Source organism: Sulfurimonas sp. RIFOXYD2_FULL_34_21 (assembly GCF_001830805.1).
In the GTDB taxonomy this organism is placed as follows: Bacteria; Campylobacterota; Campylobacteria; order Campylobacterales; family Sulfurimonadaceae; genus Sulfurimonas.
The window spans coordinates 145,462-164,991 of sequence record NZ_MICH01000002.1; the positions used below are offsets into that span (position 1 = coordinate 145,462).

The following is a 19,530-nucleotide window of genomic DNA, read 5'->3' on the forward strand; positions in this document are numbered from 1 at the left end:
TGGAGAAAAATATGATTGGTAAAATAAGCCAGGTTATGGGCCCGGTTGTTGATGTTGATTTTGATGGTTATCTTCCAATAATTAATGAAGCAATTGAAGTTAAGATAAATTTAGAGGGTGTGCAAACTCGTTTGGTATTAGAAGTTGCAGCTCACTTGGGTGATGGTCGTGTTAGAACGATTGCAATGGATATGAGTGAAGGTCTAGTGCGTGGGATGGATGCTGTTGCAACAGGTTCTCCTATTAAAGTTCCTGTTGGAGAGAAAGTACTTGGACGCATTTTCAATGTTATTGGTGAAACAATTGATGATGGTGAGCAAGTAACTGATGCTCCTATGTGGTCAATCCACCGTCAACCTCCGGCTTTAGTTGAACAATCAACTACTACTGAGATGTTTGAGACGGGTATTAAAGTTGTTGACTTGTTAGCCCCTTACTCAAAAGGCGGTAAGGTTGGATTGTTTGGTGGTGCCGGTGTTGGTAAGACAGTTATTATTATGGAGCTTATCCACAACGTTGCAATGGGACATGATGGTTTATCTGTATTTGCTGGTGTTGGTGAAAGAACTCGTGAAGGTAATGATCTTTACCATGAGATGAAAGATTCAAATGTACTTGATAAAGTTGCACTGTGCTATGGTCAAATGAGTGAGCCTCCTGGAGCACGTAACCGTATTGCATTAACTGGTCTTACAATGGCTGAATACTTTAGAGATGAAAAAGGTCTAGATGTATTAATGTTTGTTGATAATATTTTTCGTTTTGCTCAATCAGGTTCTGAGATGTCTGCACTTCTTGGTCGTATCCCTTCAGCAGTTGGTTATCAGCCGACACTAGCTCGTGAGATGGGTGCACTTCAAGATAGAATTACATCAACTAAAAATGGTTCAATTACTTCCGTTCAAGCTGTTTATGTACCAGCGGATGACTTAACAGATCCGGCTCCTGCTTCTGTTTTTGCTCACTTAGATGCAACTACGGTTCTTAACCGTAAAATTGCTGAAAAAGGTATATATCCTGCAGTTGATCCACTGGATTCATCTTCAAGACTACTTGATCCGCAGATTTTAGGCGAAGAGCACTACAGTGTAGCTCGAGGTGTTCAACAAACTCTTCAGAAGTATAAAGATTTACAAGATATTATAGCAATTCTTGGTATGGATGAGTTATCAGAAGATGACAAAAACGTTGTAGAACGTGCTCGTAAAATCGAGAAGTTCTTGTCTCAACCGTTTTTCGTTGCTGAAGTATTTACAGGTTCTCCTGGTAAGTATGTTTCTTTAGCCGACACTATTAAGGGTTTTAAAATGATTCTTAACGGTGAGTGTGACCATATGCCTGAAGGTTCTTTTTATATGGTCGGTGGCATAGATGAGGCAATTGAAAAAGCTGGAAAAATGAAGTAATTCATAAAGGACTGACATGAATAAGTTAAAACTTGAAATCCTAACTCCTAATGGTGTTATCTATAACGGTGAAGCCATTAGCGTGACTCTTCCTGGTGAAGAGGGCGAGTTTGGAGTTCTAGCTGAACACTCATCTTTAACTACATTGCTTGAAGCAGGTGTAATTGATATTGAGAAAGAAGATAAATCAGTCGAATCAATTTTAATCAACTGGGGCGTAGTTCAAGTTGATGAAGAAAAAGTTATTGTATTAGTTGAAGGTGCCGTAGCAATTCGCGGAGCAACAGAGAGTGCAATTGCTAAAGCACTGAGTGATGCTAAAGAGCTTATTGAATCTATAAAAGACAATAATCCTGCAATTGCTGCCGTTACTGCAAAAATTGAATCAGCTGCTCAAAATTTAATATAAATATATGATTAATAATTTAATTGATTTTTATCTCAAAAGTCACCCTGTAACATTGGGTGTTTTGGCTCTATTAGCGCTATATTTTATAGTGCTGAACTGGGTCTTTTTTTATCGTTATTTTTCTCTTAATAGTTGGCTTGAAATAGAAAATAAATCTCTTGAGAGTCTTTTAATGGGGGCAACTAACGTTAATCCTCAATCTTTTCTAAGTAATTTTTTAAAAACTAGTTCAAATGTTTCTAAAAATGTATTGGCATTAGCCCTTTTGGCAGCGACAAAAGATGCTACAAAAGGTCTATCTATTCTCTCAGTATTTGCATCAACGACTCCTTTTATCGGTCTTTTTGGAACTGTTGTGTCAATTTTAGATACATTTACGCATATAGGTCAAAGCAGTGGAGGTATGTCTGTGATTGCAGGTGGTGTTTCAGATGCACTAGTAGCAACTGCTGCCGGCATTTTTGTTGCTATATTTGCATACACATATCATCAAATATTAAAACGAAAATCATTTGAACTAATTAGTTTTATAGAGATGCAAAGCGATGCAATAATAGCTAGAAAAGTGTAAATATGGCATATAATTGGGATGAGAAACCTGAACTTAATATTACTCCATTAGTGGATGTAATGTTGGTTCTTTTAGCTATTATGATGGTTATAGCACCAAATGTAATTTATGAGGAAAACATCAATCTTCCTCAGAGTTCAAAAACAAAAACTTTATCTAAAATACCTCCTGTGCATATTAGTATAGATAAAGATAAAAATTTAAAAGTTAATAAAGACAGCTATCAACTAGATGCTTTTTTAGACAACTTTTTCTTATACTCTAAAAAACTAGATTTAAAAGCAAGTGTACTAATAAGTGCGGATAAAAATTTGGATTATGGTGTTGTCATGTCTGTTTTAGCTGCTGTAAAACAAGCTGGCTTTACTGAGGTTTCACTAGCTACTAATGGATAATAAAAATTTTTATTTTTACATTAGTGGTTTTATATCACTATTTATATTTGTATTTTTTTCATCGCTATTTATTATTTCTATAGTTATATCAAAAAAAGTAGATAGTTTTGCACTAAAAAAAGATAATTATATATCTGTTTCAGTAGATATACCAAAAACTCAATCTAGTACATCTAAAAAAAATATTGAAAAACCTATTGTAGAAGAGCCGATAAAAGAAGAACCTATTGTTGAGAAACAAAACGTGCAAACTCAAACAACTAAAGTAGAAAAAAAAGAGATAAATATAGATAATTTATTTAGTGATGTTTGGACTAAAAGTATTAAAGCAGAAGAGAAAAAACCAAAAACTGATAATAGAATTATAGAAGAAATTCAAAAAAAGATTAATAAATCAGACACAAATACTGTTAAATCAATTTCAAAAAAAATTCAAAATATTGATGCGGCAAAAATGGAAAATGAGAATGCTAAAGAGTCAACTGCTCCTGAGGTTAATGAATATTTTGCTAAAATTCAGGCTCTGGTGTATGAGCATTTTACGCCGCCAGAAAACTCAGAGGGTAATAGTGTAGTTGCAGTTATTGAACTAAGTGCAATGGGTAAAGTTATTGATTTTAGAATTTTAACTTACTCAGGCAATGACGCGTTAAACATTGAGAGTGATAAGATAAAAAGTAGGATAGTAAATATACTTTTTCCGGAGAATCCAAACAAAAGTTCCGGTATATATAAAATAAAATTAATTTCTAAGGAGTAATATTGAAAATTTTTATTTCACTATTAATTGCTGTAAGTATTATGTTTGCAAGTGATGCAACAATTGAAGTCGTGAAAAAAGCAGATTCTCTTCCAAGCTTGGCAGTTGAAGATTCATCTATTAGCTATGATCAGACATTTAAAGAGAGATTTTTTAAATCTATAGTAGCTGATTTGAATGTTCTTTCTATATTTAATGTAGATAGAAATTACCGAACGGTAAGCTATGACGCTTCTAATGTTGTTGTTGAAAATAAAGATATGAATTATGTTTTAAGATATAAGCTTAGTGAGGGCGAAAATAGGGCACTAAATGTCGAGCTGAAAATTTTTACACAAAATAATGTTGTGTTTAATAAAATATATAAACTAAATAATCCAGAGATATATATGTTTGCATCTCATGAAATTGCATATGATGTAAACAGCTTTATGGGTGAAGCACCTATAGAATGGATAAAAAGAAAAGTAATCTTCTCAAGAATGATTTCTCCGCAAAAAAGTGAATTGGTAATATCAGATTATACTTTAGCATATCAACATGTAGCGGTAAAAGGTGGTTTTAATATATTTCCAAAGTGGGCTAATAAAGAACAGAGTGCATTTTATTATAGTTCTTTAGATGAAAAAAAGCCGACCTTAAAATATGTAAATATTAGAACAGGAAGTGTTAAAGTAATAGCTTCTTCTGATGGAATGATGGTTTGTTCTGATGTTAACGAAGATGGAAGTAAATTATTATTGACGATGGCTCCAAAAGGACAACCTGATATTTATCTCTATGATGTTAAAACAAAAAACTCAAAAGTATTAACGACGTATGGCGGAATTGATGTTAGCGGACAATTTATGGGTAAAGATAAAGTAGTTTTTGTATCTGATCGTCTAGGATATCCAAATATATTCTCATATAATATGAATTCAGGCAGTATTGAGCAGATGATATATTATGGAAAAAGTAATGCCGCTTGTAGTGTCTTTGGCGGATATATTGTATATAAAGCAAGAGAGAGTTCTTCTTCTTTTGGAGATAATACATTTAATTTGCATCTTATATCAACAGAAACAGATTTTATAAGAAGATTGACGGCTGTAGGTGTAAATGAATTTCCAAAATTTTCTATAGAAGGAGATGCAATTATCTTTATTAAAAACTATAAAGGGCAAAGTTCTATAGGTTTAATTAGAATAAATCATAATAAAAATTACCTTTTCCCACTAAAAGATGGAAAAGTTCAATCTTTGGATTGGTAATATTAAAATATAATCATATTTTAATATTATTTTGGTACAATTGCGAAAATAAAATCTAAGGTAGAAAAAGATGAAAAACGTAGTAGTCTCAAGTGTTTTAACGGCGTTAATAGTGTTAAGTGGTTGTAGCGATAAAGAGCCAAAAGTTGAAGAAGCTGTTGCTGCTCAGGAAATTGTAAAAGACAGTTCAAGTGCTGAATCATCTTCTTCTGTTGCAAGCAATATAGAATCAGAGAGTGAGTTAATTGTTAGATTAGAAAAAGAGTTACAAACAATTTACTTTGATTTTGACAAATTTAATATCAGAACAGATATGCAAAGTAAACTTTCAAGTGACGTAGCTGTTGTAAATTCTAAAGCAAGTAAATTTTCTATAAAACTAGAGGGAAATTGTGATGAGTGGGGAAGTGATGAGTACAACTTTGCACTAGGATTAAAAAGATCTGAGACAGTTAAAAAAGCTTTAGTTGCAGAAGGTGTTGACGTAAAACGTATTACTATGGTAAGTTTTGGTGAGAGTAATCCTGTTTGTAAAGATAAAACTAAAGAGTGTTGGTCTCAAAATCGTAGAGTTGATTTCAAACTTTTACCATAATACATGAATACTAGAAATTTAATTGTTTCATTAACAATAATCTTTCCTTATTACTTAATCGGAGCCGAACCATCAGCGTTCGGTGCCGGTGATTTAAGCAATCCAAACCCTTATGGTTTAACTTCTACCGAAGCCACAATACTAGAAACTAAAAAAAATCTAAACAAAATCGTAGTAAAAAGCAATAATCAAGCAAATGAAGTCGATTCTTTAAGAGAAAGAATTGATGGATTACAAACAATTATTGAAAGTTTAAGCTCATCATCTCGTGAAAATAAGTTAAAGGTAAAATCCTTAACTGACGAATATACGCTTCAACGTAATAATGAGAGTGAATACAGCAAACGAATTGCAGAATCACTTCAAGATAATAGTAAAGAGATAGAAAAGATAAAGCTTCAAATTATCGAGATGTCTAAAATTATTGACCAAATAAGTTCCACTTATATTTTAAAGACGGAGTTTAATGCTTTGGTTAGCGATGTCAATAAATTTAAAGATCTCGTTGCAAAAGAATTAAAGACAGGCAACACTAAGTCAAAAAAAACTAAAAATGAAAATATGTCAACTTCAGAGATTGAAAGTAAAGCAAAAAGTTTATATGATAAAAAGCAATATGATGAATCTTTAGAATATTATAAAGATTTAATAGCAAAAAATTACAAACCTGCCTATTGCCATTATATGGTAGGAGAAATAGAATATTATAAAAATAGTTATGCTGAAGCAATAGCGTATTATAAAAAAAGTGCATCATTGTTTAATAAAGCAAGCTATATGCCCACATTAATGCTTCATACTGCAATCTCAATGGATAAAACAGGTGATAAAAAGAATGCAAAGATTTTTTATGATGCTGTTGTTTCCCAATTTTCAGATAGTAGTCAAGCAAAAATTGCAAAAAGTAAACTTAGCTCAATTAAACAATAGTTATTAGTTTATTTGTAATTAGTATTATTATGTTAAAATCAAAAAAAAATTAAAGGCATTAAATATGGCAATAGAAACAAATCAGATAGTATCAATAGAATATGAGGTTAGTGATGGTGCAAATATAGTTGATAGTAATGTTGGCGGTATTCCGTTAGTATTTATGTTTGGAAAAGGTCAAATTATTCCTGGTTTAGAAAATGCAATTGCTAATATGTCTATAGGCGAAAAAGCAGAAGTTCTTGTTAAAGCAGAGGATGCGTACGGTGAGTATAATGCTGAAGCTAAGCAAGAAGTTCCAAAAGATCAATTTGCCGGAATTGATTTGGAAATTGGAATGACTCTTTATGGACAGGGAGAAGATGGTGGAACTGTTCAAGTTGTAGTTCAAGAGATTGGATCTGAAAATGTTATAATTGATTTTAATCATCCTTTAGCAGGAAAAGATTTAGCTTTTGTTGTTTCTATTAATAATATTAGAGAAGCATCAGCAGAAGAAGTTCTAAGCGGTATTCCGGTTGAGAATCAACATGATGACTGTTGCGGAACTGGTGGCGGCACTGGTTGTGGATGCTAGTTATATAACTGCTTCCGCCTCTTCGGCGCAAGCATTTAAGACGGCAACTCTTTTAAAAACATTAAGTGTAAATTCTCTTATAACAGGAGATGTCGGCGTTGGGAAAAAAAGTTTAGCTCGTTATATTCTTCCTGATGCTCCTATGCTTGATGCATCTAATCATGATGAATTATTGGCTACATTAGAGAGTTCTAATAAGGTCATAATTGTAAATATAGAAAATTCACCAAATATAAAAAAAATTTTAGACATTGTTTATAATAATAATATTAGGGTTATAGCTACTGCAAAAAGTTCATATTACAATGAACAAGCAGATAAACTATTTGGCATTAAATTTAATGTGCCACCACTTTCGAAAAGACCGGAAGATGTTGAACAGCTTGTTCAAAAGTTTATCAAAGAGGCATCTTTGCTTTTTTGTACAAAAGAAAATTTTAAAATAAAAAACTTTAAACCTGATTTGACTCAAAATTCAAACTCTTTAAGAAGGCAGATAATGATTAATTATCTACTGCAAGATATTAATGAGAGTGAATTAATAGATATAATTCAAAACTATTTAATTGATAAATTGGGTTCCAATAATGATTATAAAAATTTTCTGCATTTATATGAAGTACCTATTATAAAAGCAGGTATTTTAAGATTTAAATCACAACTTCAGCTATCTGATAAACTTGGTTTAAATAGGAATACTCTTAGAAAAAAGATAGCAGATAATGAAAAATATTTATAAAAATAAGGATAATTATGAAAAAGATAGCAATGATTTTTGCAGGACAAGGGAGTCAGGCAACTGGTATGGGAAGGGATTTCTATGACAATTCAGAGTTAGCAAAAGAAATGTTTGACAAAGCAGGCGAGAGAATAGGTATTAATTTTGAAGAACTTATCTTTGGTGAACATGAGTTATTAAATCAAACAGCATATACACAGCCTGCAATACTTTTAGTTCAGATGATAGCTTATCGTCTTTTAAAAGAAGAATGTCCTGATTTGAAAGCAGAACTGTTTTTAGGTCACTCATTGGGTGAATTTTCAGCTCTTTGTGCAAGCGGTGCTATTGATTATATTGATGCAATTGAACTTGTTCATAGACGCGGTCAGTTAATGCAGGACGCTTGTACTGATATAGAAGCCGGCATGATGGTTGTTATGGGACTTGATGACGAAGCAGTTGAGAAAATTTGTACTGCAGCGCAGCAAGATGGCAAAAAAGTTTGGCCTGCAAACTACAATCAAGACGGGCAGCTAGTCGTAGCAGGAATGAGAGCTGATTTGGCATCATTGGAGCAGACATTTAAAGACGCCGGGGCAAAACGCGCTCTTTTACTTAACATGTCGGTAGCTAGTCATTGTGAATTACTATCTGCTGCACAAATTCCTCTTAAAAGTTTAATGGAAGGAATGATAGAAGATAGTTTTGAAGCTCCTGTAGTCTCAAATGTTACAACTACTTTATATGCAACAAAAAAAGAGGCGGTAGAGCTTTTAACGAAACAACTTGTTGAGCCGGTTAAATATAAGCAATCTATATTGGCAATAGAAAATAGTGTTGATATTGCTATTGAATTTGGAAACGGGGCTACTCTTAAAGGTTTAAATAAGAGAATAGCACCAAATCTGGAAACATATAATGTATCGGATATGAAATCATTGGCTGAAGTAGCGGCACAAATTTGTAATTAAAATGAGAATTACTCTTGCTCAGACATCGCCGAAATTAAATCGTTCCAATTTAAAAGAAATTATTTCTATAATAGATACATGTAAAGATAAAAGTGACTTGATAGTATTTGCGGAACTCTCTTTAAACGGTTATATGCTTCAAGATAAGCTTAGTGAAGATGCATGGAACATTGACGAGTTAGATATTTTGAAAAATTTAAGCTTACATGTAGATATTGCAGTCGGTGCTGCCATTAAAGATAAAAACTACTTTAGAAACGCGGCACTATATTTCTCAAAAGGTAAGCTTTTATCCAAGCATTTCAAAGTACACCTTCCTAACTACGGCATGTTTGAAGAGGCTAGATATTTTAAAGCCGGCAATATTTTTGAGAGTTTTATAAGCAGTCATGGAAAAATTTCTATGGTAGTCTGTGAAGATTTGTGGCACAAAGATGTTCATAAAGATTTAATAAAAGAGAATCCTGATTATATACTTGCGCTTGTTGCATCTCCGGCAAGAGGTTTTAGTGATGACGGGCTTGAGATAGAAGACAAATGGTATGAAATTATTAAAACTGTAGCACAAGAGTGCAAAGCTAAACTAATATTTGTAAATAGAGTCGGTTTTGAGGACGGTCTTGGATTTTGGGGTGGAAGTTGTATTATTGATGAAAATGCAAATATTATCCATAGAATGCCACGGTATAAACAAGAAACAAAGATATTTGAAATATAGGAAAAAATTATGAAGATAGCAATAATGGGTGCAATGCCTGAAGAGATAGCTCCGATACTTGAAAAAGTGGGTTTGTATAAAACAACTGAATATGCATGTAATAAATATTATGAAGCATCATATAAAGGTATTGAGTTAGTTATAGCATACTCTAAAATTGGAAAAGTATTTTCAACTCTTACCGCTACAACTATGATTGAGCATTTTGGAGCTCAAAAATTACTGTTTTCCGGTGTAGCAGGTGCTATATCAGCTTCTCTTAAAGTAGGAGATTTAGTTGTGGCTACAAAGCTCTCTCAACATGATTTAGATATTACCGCATTTGGTCACCCATTTGGATATGTTCCTGAAGGCGCTGTCTTTGTAGAAGCAGACAAGCAGATGATAGAGATAAGTAAAGAAGTTGCAAAAAGTATGGGTAAAAATATTTTAGAAGGAGTAATTGCAACAGGCGATCAGTTTGTTGCAAATGAAGAGAGAAAAAACTGGATAGGGAAAACTTTTAATGCCGATGCTCTTGAAATGGAAGGCGGAAGTGTTGCTGTTGTGTGTGATGCTTTAAATATTCCGTTTTTTATACTTCGTGCAATTAGTGATGCAGCTGATATGGATGCCAGTTTTAGTTTTGATGAATTTTTACAAACAAGTGCTAAAGAGAGTGCAGAGTTTGTTATGAATATGGTGGACAGACTTGCAGATTAAGCTTTCTAAAAAAATAATGTCCAAACTCGGTAAAACAAATGCCGAGTTTAATCTTATAGAAGAGGGCGATAAAATTTTAGTAGGTCTTAGCGGGGGCAAAGACTCTCTTACGATGATTCACGCTATGAAAGAGCAACAGCGTCGTGCCCCATTTAAATTTGAGTTTATTGCCGTAACCGTTTCATATGGAATGGGTGAAAATTTTGACAAGTTAGTGAGCCATTGCAAAGAACATGAAATACAACATGTTATTTATGATACGCAAATTTATGATTTGGCTGAAGAAAAAATTAGAAAAAACTCATCATTTTGTAGCTTTTTTTCTCGTATGAGGAGAGGTTCGCTATATAGCGCTGCAGAAAAGTACGGCTGTAATAAAGTTGCGTTAGGTCACCATATGGACGATGCGTGCGAGAGTTTTTTTATGAATTTTATATACAACGGTCAACTTCGCTCTCTTGCACCAAAATATAGAGCAGAAAACGGATTGATTGTAATTCGTCCGCTAATTCAGATGAGAGAGCGACAATTAACCGCTTTTGCACTAGATAATAATATTCCTACAATAGGTGATGAATCTTGCCCATCTATGAGATTTGATGTAAAGATGCCTTATGCAAGAGCTCGTACTAAAGAGATGCTAAAGAGCATGGAAAAAGAATTTCCTTCACTTTTTACAAGTTTAAATGCGGCATTTAAAAATATATCGCAAGAGAGTTTTTTTGATAAAGAGAAGTTTAATATTTAGACTCCACTTTTTCTTCATCTTTAGCTATCTGTAATTTCTTTTCGTTAAGAGTATCTTCTTTTATGTTTTTTAAAAATTCTATAATATTCTCTTGATAAGAGATAATATCTCTGTCATGTGAAAGAGAGATTAATTGACGTAGAGACTCGATATCTATTTTTTTAGCATATCTGGGTGCATGTCTTAACTCTTTTTGAATATTTGAGATAAGAGTATCTATGTCAAGACCGTTTTTTTCTGTAACTTTTTTTACAAGTTCTTTGGTCGAGAGCATTAAAAGGTTAGCTCTGTCTTCATCATATTTATAAACTTCAATGCCGATATTTTTAATGATTGAGTAGTTTTCCACGTTAGCATCTTCATTTGCTGAAATAATTAATGCAAAAAGTTTAGCGCGAAACTCTAAAGAGCCGTGATGATGAACAAACAATTCTCGAAATGCACTAAAAAAATGGTGTTTTAATTTAAAACTTAGTCGCACTTTGATTCCTCGGCTCATATGATATGCCATTATACAAAAAGTAAAATAAAACCTAGTTAATTGAAGTTTTTAAATATTTTTAGAATCGATAAAGTGAAATGGATTGAAGTAGAGATATGAGCGGAAAATCCGCTCAGAGAAAAATTACAGACCTGTAACGTTTTCTGCTTGAGGACCTTTTTCGCCTTGACCAATTTCGAAAGTAACTTTTTGACCTTCATTTAATGATACACGACCATGTCCTGAGTTGTTAATTTGACGAAAGTGTACAAATACATCTTTTCCGCCATTTTCTTGCTCGATAAATCCAAAACCTTTTTCACTATTGAACCATTTAACTGTTCCGTTTACTAATGTTGCCATTGTAATCCTTTTTATGTATGAATACACCTTATTTCAAAGGTGGTTGAAAATCTAATATTAAGTTCTATTTTAGGTGAATTTTACTGTTAACTAGAAGTCGTCAATACAAAGCAGTCTAAATGATGTAACTCGAATCATCTTTCATTGCTAGTATTGTATCTAAAAAAAGTTAAAAATAAAAAGATTTGCAAAATATTTGACTACGTATAGCTAAAATCATAAAGCATACCCTCTATTTTAGCAGTTTTTTATGCTTTTATTTTGCATATATGTTATTATACATTTTTGATTTTACCATGATATAAAATCGTAATAGTATATAAAAAATTATAAGGAAGAATTTATGGGTAGAGCCTTTGAGTATAGAAAAGCTTCAAAGTTAAAGAGATGGGGAGCAATGTCAAAATTATTTCCAAAGCTGGGGAAAATAATTACAATGGCTGCAAAAGAGGGTGGGATAGACCCTGATATGAATGCTAGACTTCGTACGGCAATTATAAATGCCAAAGCTGAAAATATGCCAAAAGACAATATAGAAGCGGCGATAAAAAGAGCTACGTCAAAAGATACTGCAAGTATGCTTGAGGTTAATTTTGAGGGAAAAGCACCGCACGGAGTACAAATTTTTATAGAGTGTATGACTGATAATAACACAAGAACAGTTGCAAATGTTAAAAATATACTTACAAAGCATGGTGGAGAGATGCTTACAAAAGGATCTTTGGAGTTTATGTTTGATAGAAAAGCACTATTTGAATTTCCTTTAAAAGAGGGCATGGATTTAGAAGAGTTAGAGCTAGAGTTAATTGATGCAGGATTAGAAGAGATAGAGGCGGAAGATGGCGTTGTAATGGTAACAGCTGATTATAAAAGTTTTGGTGCAATAAATAGCGCTTTAGAAAATATGGGTATTGAAATTTCAAAAGCAAATTTGGAAAGAATGCCAAATTCTCCTATATCTATTAATGACAAACAGCAAGCTGATATTGACAAAATATTAGATAAGCTTGAAGATGATGAAGATGTTCAGAAAATTTTTACAAACATAGCATAATATTAGCTATGTTTATATAATATGGAGTATATAAATAGTAAATTTATACAAACGCTAGAGTTAAAAAATAACATGTAAGTGACTCGAATATTTTTACTAATCGAACAATATATAAACTAAAAGCAAGCAAATAAGATGTCCTCTATCTAGCTCCCGTAACTGCATTTCCCATATCCCACATAGGCAGGAATATTCCAAGAGCTAGTAGAATAACCATACTTGCTAGAATTAATAACATGATAGGTTCAATTGCTTCAGACAGACCGTCAATAATGGCATCAAATTTCATTTTATAGTACTGGGCAACTTTTTTTACCATATTGTCCAACGTACCGCTATCTTCTCCTGCACTAATCATTTGAATAATCATATTTTCAAACAGTTTAGTCTCTTTTAAACCTTTATGTAAAGCAGAGCCTTTTTCAACGGCAACTCTTACGGATGAGAGTTTTGCTTTTAGGGGAAGGTTGTCTATCATTGCAATTGTAGTGTCAAGTGCTTCAAGGATAGGGATACCGGCACGAACAAGTTCTGAAAAAACAAGTGTAAATCTGCTGAGTGTTGAGTACATAATAATATTTTTAATCAAATATGTTTTAAGTAAAATTTCGTGCCAACCGTATCTAATATTTTTGTAATTATCTATTAAATATTTTAAAACAGCAAAAGATATAAATAACAAAGCAAGTATATATAATCCATAGGTATTAAAAATATGTTCAAGTTTTAGTAAAATTAGTGTAGGCAACGGTAATTCAGCATTTAATTTTTCAAACATCTCTTTAAAGTTAGGAACAACATAAGATATTAAAATAGTAAATGCAACAGCCATGGCTATCATAACATTTCTCGGATATGCCATAGCTTTTTTAAATTTTATATAATTAGCACGAATCTCCTCAAGCATGTCTGCAAGCGAATATAGCGACTCATCAAGATTACCTGTTTTCTCTCCTAATTGAACCATAGCAATAGTTAGGTGACCAAGTTCAAAATTAAAATTCTCCATTGATTTTGATAAAGAGTGTCCGGAGTTGATATCCTCTGCTAGTTTACTAAAGACAAGTTTCAAGCTCTCATCGGTTGTTGATTTTGCAATTTCACTCAGTGAATCATATATTGATATTCCGGCATTTGTCATAACTGCTAATTGTCTAATTGAGGCTATAAGTGCATCCGGCTTAATTTTTCGTTTTTTAATATTGCTAAAGAAGTTAGTTTTAAATCTTTTTAATTGAGCCTCTAGTGGCTCTTGTTCCTCGGTAATTTTTAGTACTATACCAGAGCGTTTTAGTTTTACTAGTTCGTTAACTTGTTTTCTATCATTGGCATACATACCTATATGCTCTTTTTTGCCTTTAGATAAAATTGTAACGACAAAATATTTCATTATTTTGCTACTCTTAAAATCTCTTCTAAGCTTGTAACACCGTTAAGTGCTTTATTGATTCCATTTTCAAAAATTCCTATAAATCCATCCTCTTTTGCTTGAGCATGCAACGCTTCTATAGAAGCACCTTTTGCAATAAGTGATGATATCTTTTCATTAACTACTAAAACTTCGCAAATCATCTCTCTGCCTATATATCCGGTTTCATTGCACTCTTTACACCCTTTGCCGATATAAAATTTACTGTTATTTGGAATTAGATGACCTAGCTCTTCAATTGTTGAAGAGGAGATTTTTTCTTCAGTTTTACAGTTTAAACATATTTTTCTAACAAGTCTTTGCGCTTGTATAGATACTAATGAGCCGCTTATAAGATATGGAGGAACGCCCATATCAATCATACGCGTAATTGCACTTATTGAATCATTAGTATGGAGTGTAGAAATTACTAAGTGACCTGTTAATGCAGCCTTTATAGCTATCTCAAGAGTTTCTGAATCACGAATTTCTCCAATCATTATCTTATCAGGGTCTTGTCTTAATATTGAACGCAGTGCGGCAGCAAATGTTAATCCTACTTTAGGATTTACTTGTACTTGCTGAATAAGATTCATCCTATACTCTACGGGATCTTCTACGGTAATAATTTTATCTTCAATATTTCTAAGCTCATTTAAAGCGCCGTATAGTGTAGTTGTTTTACCGCTTCCCGTGGGACCTGTTACTAAAATAATACCGTACGGAGTTTGTAGTGCTTTTAAAAATTTATGATAACTAACGCTATCCATGCCGGCATCTTCAAGTTTTACAAGAGCTTTTTGTTTGTCAAGAACTCTTATAACAATAGATTCGCCATATAAAATCGGAAGTGTAGATATACGAAAGTCATACTCTTTGGTATTTACCAATGTTGAAAAACGTCCGTCTTGAGGTTTTCTTTTTTCGGCAATATCAAGGTTCGCAAGCAGTTTAAGTCTAGATGCAAGTGGCGGGTAGATATCTTTTTCAAAAATAAATATTTCTATTAATTTTCCATCAATACGAGTTCTTACAACGCAGTTTTTTTCTGTGGGTTCAATATGTATATCACTTGCACGACCTTTAATACATGCATTTAAAATAATATCAATTAAAAGTAAGATTGAAGAAGCTTCCTGCTGCTCTTCAATAGAAGCTATTGAATTTAACTCATCCCTGATTTTTTTTACTAAACCTTTTACGCTATCTTTTAATTCTACTTTAAAAAGATATGATTCAATCTGTTTTTTAGTTGCAAGCGCTATTTTAATGGGTTTTCGTGTAAAGAGTCTTTGTATAGACTCCTGAGCCTCTATGTTAAAAGGGTCGCAAAAAGCTATAGTAATACTTAAATCATCTTCAGATATAGGCAGAGCGTTGTACTTTTTGAGTTGCGCAAGTGATATCTTCTCGGTTAGTCTATAGTCCATATCAATTGAGTCAAGATCAAGAAATTGAATATTTAATTTTTGTGCTAGTTTTACTAAGACATCTTTTTCTTGAATATAGTCATAATTTTCAATTATAGACAAATCATATTCACCGCTTTGTATTTTATCAACGATAAAACGAATAAGCCTGTCCATAGTCATAAATCCGGATATCGTAATATCTCTAAGAACTAAGTTTGTATCTAAGCCTTTAGCTATCAATCTATCGACTTGACTCTTCATTATAGAGCCATTAGCCAATAAATCAGATGTTATTCTATCCATAAATGACTCCTACCAATAGATATGTTTTTTAATAAGAGTTGTATTTTTGTACTCTTCTATTACAATTTTGTTTATTCTATCATTTTTTAAAAGATAGAGTTTATATTTTTGTTGACTATCATCTTTATCTTCAAAAGTATAAACTTCTTCTTTTTTATCATTTTTAACTTTTGTATATAAATCAAAAACTTTAGATAAAATATAATCGGTTGTCGGTAGATTTAAACCTGAAATGTCGTACCCGTCAATTAAAGCGTGGTAGAGCAGTTTTTTTTGCATTAAAATAACTGAAAAATAAGCAGCATTTGAGCGTGCTTCCTCTGAATATTTTAGTGTTGAGATAGGCATGGATAAACGATCTAAAAGATCAATGTTTAAACATGAAAATGCATATAACGACATGTACTCTTCATCTCTTATATTTTCTTTAAAGTTATCAAAACCGGTGTCACATGCTTCTAAATATTTTTTATTTTTATAAAGAGTAAACATCTTCTCTTTCGCATCGGCATATAAACTTATAGCCATAACTATTATTAATAATATTTTCATTTAAATTTTCCTGATGAAATTTCATCCAACAACTGTTTTGCTTGCTGTGAATTAGAGTACTCAATATATTTTTTAAGTGTCTCTATCGCCATCTCTTTTTTATTTAGTTTAACTAATGATTTTGAAAATAGAACCCAACTTGCATCAATGTTGTTGTTTATTTTATTTGTAATCAAAGCATAGTTATATGCTTTTTCATATTCACCTAACTGATAATACTTTTTTGCTATAAAAAGACTAAGCGCCGGATTATTATTAACTTTAAATCTTTTAATTACCTCTTCAATATCATCGGCGTCATTGTTTCTCTCTATATTAACAAAAACCTTTTTATCTTTTACATGTAGCGGTTCTCTAACCTCTTCAATCTCTTTTGACAATATCTCTTTTTCTATTATTTTATTTTGTGCAATTGTTTTACTAGGGGGCATGTCAGGTTCTATTTTGTTCATAAAACTCAATGATGGAGTCAATACCACTTTATCATCTTGAATTATAACGGGAGCTTTTATCTTCTCCTCTTTAACAACTTGCTCTATTTCAATTGGCTTAGTTTGTTCAATTGGCTTAGATACATGAGACTCTATTTCACTTTTTAAAATTGGTTTTTGTTCTTGATTATTGTTAATAATCATAAAAATAGTAATAAAAGAGATTAAAATCGCTATACCAGCAATTATAAAATATGGCATATCTTTTTTTAGTTTATATCTCTTATATCTAATTTCTAAATTTTTTACATCAAGCATTAATAAATCCTGTTTGGATAGCAGACATCTCTATAATATCATTTAAAACTTTACCTTTTTTTATTTTGCTAGGGGCATTTTTATCATAATAATCATAAATGTCAAAAAGAGTATATAACAGTTTATTTGTATTTCTGTAGTTTCCGTCTGTAAATTTGTGAATTAGATTAACTGATTTGGATGAGAACATGCTTGCAATATCTAAAAAATTTGCCTTCATAAGTTTCTTTTGGATATAAATTTTCAACTCTGATGTAGATGCATTTTCAAGTTGAATACTCTCCCATATTCTTGTTTGAAAGTGCTCTTTTGCAATGATGTCCTCTTTTTGAGTTTTATGAAGAGCAATTATAAATTTAACTTTTCTCGTATCAGCTAAAAGTCTAATCTTCTCCATTAAAGAGCTTGAGTAAAGCTGAGCTTCGTCTAATAAAATTAACGGTATCTTATTTTCTTGCGGATTCTTATTTTCAACTACTTTCATAAATTGTGTAAAATTTAATTCATTATTATAGTTCATCTCATATAAATCTTGCGCTATTGTTTTAAAAAATTCATTTTCGTCTAAGATAGGTGTTTGATAAAGATGTACTTTTTGAGTGGATAGAAGATCTTGATAAAGTTTTAGTAATAGCATACTTTTGCCGGTACCGGGTTTGCCGTAGAGAAGTATTATCTTTAGCGGTTTTGTTGTAGAGTTTTTTAGGTATCCATAGATATCTGATCTTCTATCAAGCTCTAAATAATCATCTACGTTTAGAGTGTCTAAAAAAATGTCTCTCGCATGTTCATAGATATTTAATTTCACTTTTTATCTTTCATATCGGAAATTTTATTATTTAATACAGTATCATCAGTTAAGCTTTTATAGCCCAAATTAGACAAAGATAATCCTTTTTTTTCTTTCCCGACAATATGTGGTTCTATTACTATAATAAGCTCTTGGACAATTTTTTGTTTATTCTCATATTTAAACAAATAATTAATAAGAGGAATATCTCCTAAAATAGGTACTTTATTGGTACTGTTATTAATACTTGTATTTATCAGACCGCCTAAAATAATTTTATTTCCGTCTTTTACCGTTACAACGGATGAAAGTTGGCGACGACGAAGATCCGGAGGCATAGTTCTGCTTGTAGAATCAGTTTGAGAAATGTCAGATGCTGTTTCGGATAAAGATGGATTTATTTTTAGTGTTATCATGTTATCATCAGAAATTTCAGGAGTTATATCTAATAAAACACCTGCAAAAACAGATTGAATAGTTTCATTTGAGCTTTGTGTTCCGCTTGTTCCTCCTGCTAATGTCTCCGTACTTGTTATTTTATAAAAATACTCTGTTCCTGCAGTTATTAGTGCCGCTTGATTATTAAGAGTTAAAACTTTTGGATTCGATATAGAACTTACTTCTCCTTGTGTTTTTAGAAATTTTATAATATTGTTGATGGTAAAATCATTACTGATTGTTAGTAGCTTTGAAGTTACATCAACAGGTGCGCGTACTCCTGCTACATTCATTAATCCATATGTAGGCTCAGCAACTGTTCCGCCTGTTATGGCTACTGTTTGAACATTGTCTCCTTCATAAGCACTATCCCAGCTACCACCGCTTACATTTGTTCTTTTTGCCTTATTAAAAGTTAAGTTGAAGTTTTGTAAATTATATAATTGATTCCAATCAACACCGGTTGTCTGCCCTTCATTAAGTGTAACTGATAGCAATTGTACATCTATTAGAACTTGAAGTTGTACTTTGTCTTGAAGACTTTTTAAATACTCTTCCAATCTTTCCATCTGTTTAGAAGTTGCGGTTACCGTTATTATTCCCGCATTTTTATTTATAATAGGAGCTTCTGCTACATATATATCTTGCGGTCTGTTAAGAATCTTTTGAAGTTCTAAGTCTAACTGATGCCAAAACTGTACTTCATCGGAACTATCTACCTTCATCCCTGATTTGCCTGCTGCATTTTTGCTTTGCGATGTCTCTTGCTTTGTAGAACTAGAACTTGTGCTTGTTGGATTTGCTTTGCCGACACCCTCTGAAGAGAGAGTTATATCTGTATTTGATTGGCTTTTTCTTTGTGATAATATATAATCAACGCTAAACATTTTTGTTTCAAGATAAGATATTTTTAAAATATTGTTCTCAAGAGTGTATGAAAGATTATTCTCTTTTAAGATAATATTTAAAACTTCATGTATGGTTAAGTCATTAAGATTGGTTTTATTAAGATTTGTATTTAAGAACTCTTGAGCATTTGGGTCTGAGATGATAATACTAAAACCGCACTCATCACTAAGTTGTTCTACAAAATCTATTATTTTAGTATTTTTTGTTGAGCTTATGTTAAATAGTTCATATGAGCAATCAGCTAAAGTATTAGAAAAGAATATAGATGTTAAAAGTACTGCGTAAACTGTTTTATTTATAAGTTTCATTAATTTG

The 19,530-nt window shown here is 32.0% G+C and carries 23 protein-coding genes; 15 read left to right on the forward strand and 8 right to left on the reverse strand.

Annotated elements, in window-relative coordinates:
- Positions 1-11 precede the first annotated feature (11 nt).
- The 14 genes from atpD to A2530_RS02035 all read left to right on the forward strand — a co-directional run bounded on the left by atpD (position 12) and on the right by A2530_RS02035 (position 10,756).
- Positions 12-1,406 (forward strand): F0F1 ATP synthase subunit beta, encoded by a 1,395-nt coding sequence (gene atpD / locus A2530_RS01970; protein WP_294884410.1) that lies wholly within the window; start codon positions 12-14, stop codon positions 1,404-1,406.
- Positions 1,407-1,422: 16 nt separating this feature from the next.
- Positions 1,423-1,815 (forward strand): ATP synthase F1 subunit epsilon, encoded by a 393-nt coding sequence (atpC, locus tag A2530_RS01975; RefSeq protein WP_294884408.1) that lies wholly within the window; start codon positions 1,423-1,425, stop codon positions 1,813-1,815.
- Positions 1,816-1,819: 4 nt separating this feature from the next.
- Entirely contained in the window at positions 1,820-2,386 is a 567-nt protein-coding gene (locus tag A2530_RS01980) for a MotA/TolQ/ExbB proton channel family protein (protein WP_294884406.1), read from the forward strand.
- A gap of 2 nt (positions 2,387-2,388) precedes the next feature.
- Positions 2,389-2,781 carry a biopolymer transporter ExbD gene (locus A2530_RS01985; protein ID WP_294884404.1) on the forward strand — a complete coding sequence of 131 codons (393 nt, stop codon included), beginning with the start codon at positions 2,389-2,391 and terminating at the stop codon, positions 2,779-2,781.
- Positions 2,774-3,541, forward strand: coding sequence for a TonB C-terminal domain-containing protein (locus A2530_RS01990; protein ID WP_294884402.1), 768 nt, complete (start codon positions 2,774-2,776; stop codon positions 3,539-3,541). Before A2530_RS01985 ends, A2530_RS01990 begins: the two co-directional genes overlap by 8 nt.
- A gap of 2 nt (positions 3,542-3,543) precedes the next feature.
- Complete coding sequence (gene tolB, locus A2530_RS01995; RefSeq protein WP_294884400.1) at positions 3,544-4,794, forward strand: Tol-Pal system protein TolB; 1,251 nt, start codon at positions 3,544-3,546, stop codon at positions 4,792-4,794.
- A 70-nt stretch (positions 4,795-4,864) separates the two neighbouring features.
- Positions 4,865-5,389 carry an OmpA family protein gene (locus A2530_RS02000; RefSeq protein ID WP_294884399.1) on the forward strand — a complete coding sequence of 175 codons (525 nt, stop codon included), beginning with the start codon at positions 4,865-4,867 and terminating at the stop codon, positions 5,387-5,389.
- A gap of 3 nt (positions 5,390-5,392) precedes the next feature.
- A complete protein-coding gene (locus A2530_RS02005) occupies positions 5,393-6,319 on the forward strand; it encodes a tetratricopeptide repeat protein (RefSeq protein ID WP_294884398.1) in 927 nt (308 codons plus the stop codon).
- A 64-nt stretch (positions 6,320-6,383) separates the two neighbouring features.
- Positions 6,384-6,896 carry a peptidylprolyl isomerase gene (locus A2530_RS02010; RefSeq protein ID WP_294884397.1) on the forward strand — a complete coding sequence of 171 codons (513 nt, stop codon included), beginning with the start codon at positions 6,384-6,386 and terminating at the stop codon, positions 6,894-6,896.
- Positions 6,850-7,635 carry a Fis family transcriptional regulator gene (locus A2530_RS02015; protein ID WP_294884396.1) on the forward strand — a complete coding sequence of 262 codons (786 nt, stop codon included), beginning with the start codon at positions 6,850-6,852 and terminating at the stop codon, positions 7,633-7,635. Before A2530_RS02010 ends, A2530_RS02015 begins: the two co-directional genes overlap by 47 nt.
- A 14-nt stretch (positions 7,636-7,649) precedes the next feature.
- Entirely contained in the window at positions 7,650-8,588 is a 939-nt protein-coding gene (gene fabD, locus A2530_RS02020) for an ACP S-malonyltransferase (RefSeq protein WP_294884394.1), read from the forward strand.
- 1 nt (position 8,589) lies between these two features.
- The gene (locus A2530_RS02025; protein ID WP_294884392.1) at positions 8,590-9,306 is read left to right on the forward strand and encodes a nitrilase-related carbon-nitrogen hydrolase; all 717 of its coding nucleotides are present in this window, start codon (positions 8,590-8,592) and stop codon (positions 9,304-9,306) included.
- A gap of 9 nt (positions 9,307-9,315) precedes the next feature.
- Positions 9,316-10,008: a 5'-methylthioadenosine/adenosylhomocysteine nucleosidase gene (locus A2530_RS02030; RefSeq protein WP_294884390.1), complete on the forward strand. Its 693-nt coding sequence runs from the start codon at positions 9,316-9,318 to the stop codon at positions 10,006-10,008.
- A 16-nt stretch (positions 10,009-10,024) separates the two neighbouring features.
- Positions 10,025-10,756, forward strand: coding sequence for an ATP-binding protein (locus A2530_RS02035; protein WP_294884624.1), 732 nt, complete (start codon positions 10,025-10,027; stop codon positions 10,754-10,756).
- On the opposite strand, the gene A2530_RS02040 is transcribed toward A2530_RS02035, so the two are convergent.
- Both A2530_RS02040 and A2530_RS02045 read right to left on the reverse strand, forming a co-directional pair.
- Entirely contained in the window at positions 10,746-11,237 is a 492-nt protein-coding gene (locus tag A2530_RS02040) for a hypothetical protein (protein ID WP_294884389.1), read from the reverse strand. The genes A2530_RS02035 and A2530_RS02040 overlap by 11 nt on opposite strands.
- Before the next feature lie 144 nt (positions 11,238-11,381).
- Entirely contained in the window at positions 11,382-11,600 is a 219-nt protein-coding gene (locus A2530_RS02045) for a cold-shock protein (RefSeq protein WP_294884388.1), read from the reverse strand.
- Positions 11,601-11,943: 343 nt separating this feature from the next.
- Here A2530_RS02045 and A2530_RS02050 point away from each other — a divergent pair, with 343 nt between their 5' ends.
- Positions 11,944-12,654 (forward strand): YebC/PmpR family DNA-binding transcriptional regulator, encoded by a 711-nt coding sequence (locus A2530_RS02050; RefSeq protein WP_294884386.1) that lies wholly within the window; start codon positions 11,944-11,946, stop codon positions 12,652-12,654.
- A 142-nt stretch (positions 12,655-12,796) separates the two neighbouring features.
- Here A2530_RS02050 and A2530_RS02055 read toward each other — a convergent pair whose 3' ends face one another.
- Genes A2530_RS02055 through mshL form a run of 6 tightly spaced genes read right to left on the reverse strand, consistent with a single transcriptional unit; the run spans position 12,797 to position 19,523 of the window.
- Complete coding sequence (locus A2530_RS02055) at positions 12,797-14,044, reverse strand: type II secretion system F family protein (protein ID WP_294884384.1); 1,248 nt, start codon at positions 14,042-14,044, stop codon at positions 12,797-12,799.
- A complete protein-coding gene (locus A2530_RS02060) occupies positions 14,044-15,777 on the reverse strand; it encodes a GspE/PulE family protein (protein ID WP_294884383.1) in 1,734 nt (577 codons plus the stop codon). Before A2530_RS02060 ends, A2530_RS02055 begins: the two co-directional genes overlap by 1 nt.
- Before the next feature lie 9 nt (positions 15,778-15,786).
- Entirely contained in the window at positions 15,787-16,329 is a 543-nt protein-coding gene (locus A2530_RS02065; RefSeq protein ID WP_294884381.1) for a hypothetical protein, read from the reverse strand.
- The gene (locus A2530_RS02070; RefSeq protein WP_294884379.1) at positions 16,326-17,078 is read right to left on the reverse strand and encodes a CDC27 family protein; all 753 of its coding nucleotides are present in this window, start codon (positions 17,076-17,078) and stop codon (positions 16,326-16,328) included. Before A2530_RS02070 ends, A2530_RS02065 begins: the two co-directional genes overlap by 4 nt.
- Complete coding sequence (locus tag A2530_RS02075; protein ID WP_294884377.1) at positions 17,071-17,886, reverse strand: AAA family ATPase; 816 nt, start codon at positions 17,884-17,886, stop codon at positions 17,071-17,073. Before A2530_RS02075 ends, A2530_RS02070 begins: the two co-directional genes overlap by 8 nt.
- Positions 17,883-19,523 carry a pilus (MSHA type) biogenesis protein MshL gene (mshL, locus tag A2530_RS02080; protein ID WP_294884376.1) on the reverse strand — a complete coding sequence of 547 codons (1,641 nt, stop codon included), beginning with the start codon at positions 19,521-19,523 and terminating at the stop codon, positions 17,883-17,885. Before mshL ends, A2530_RS02075 begins: the two co-directional genes overlap by 4 nt.
- Positions 19,524-19,530 lie beyond the last annotated feature (7 nt).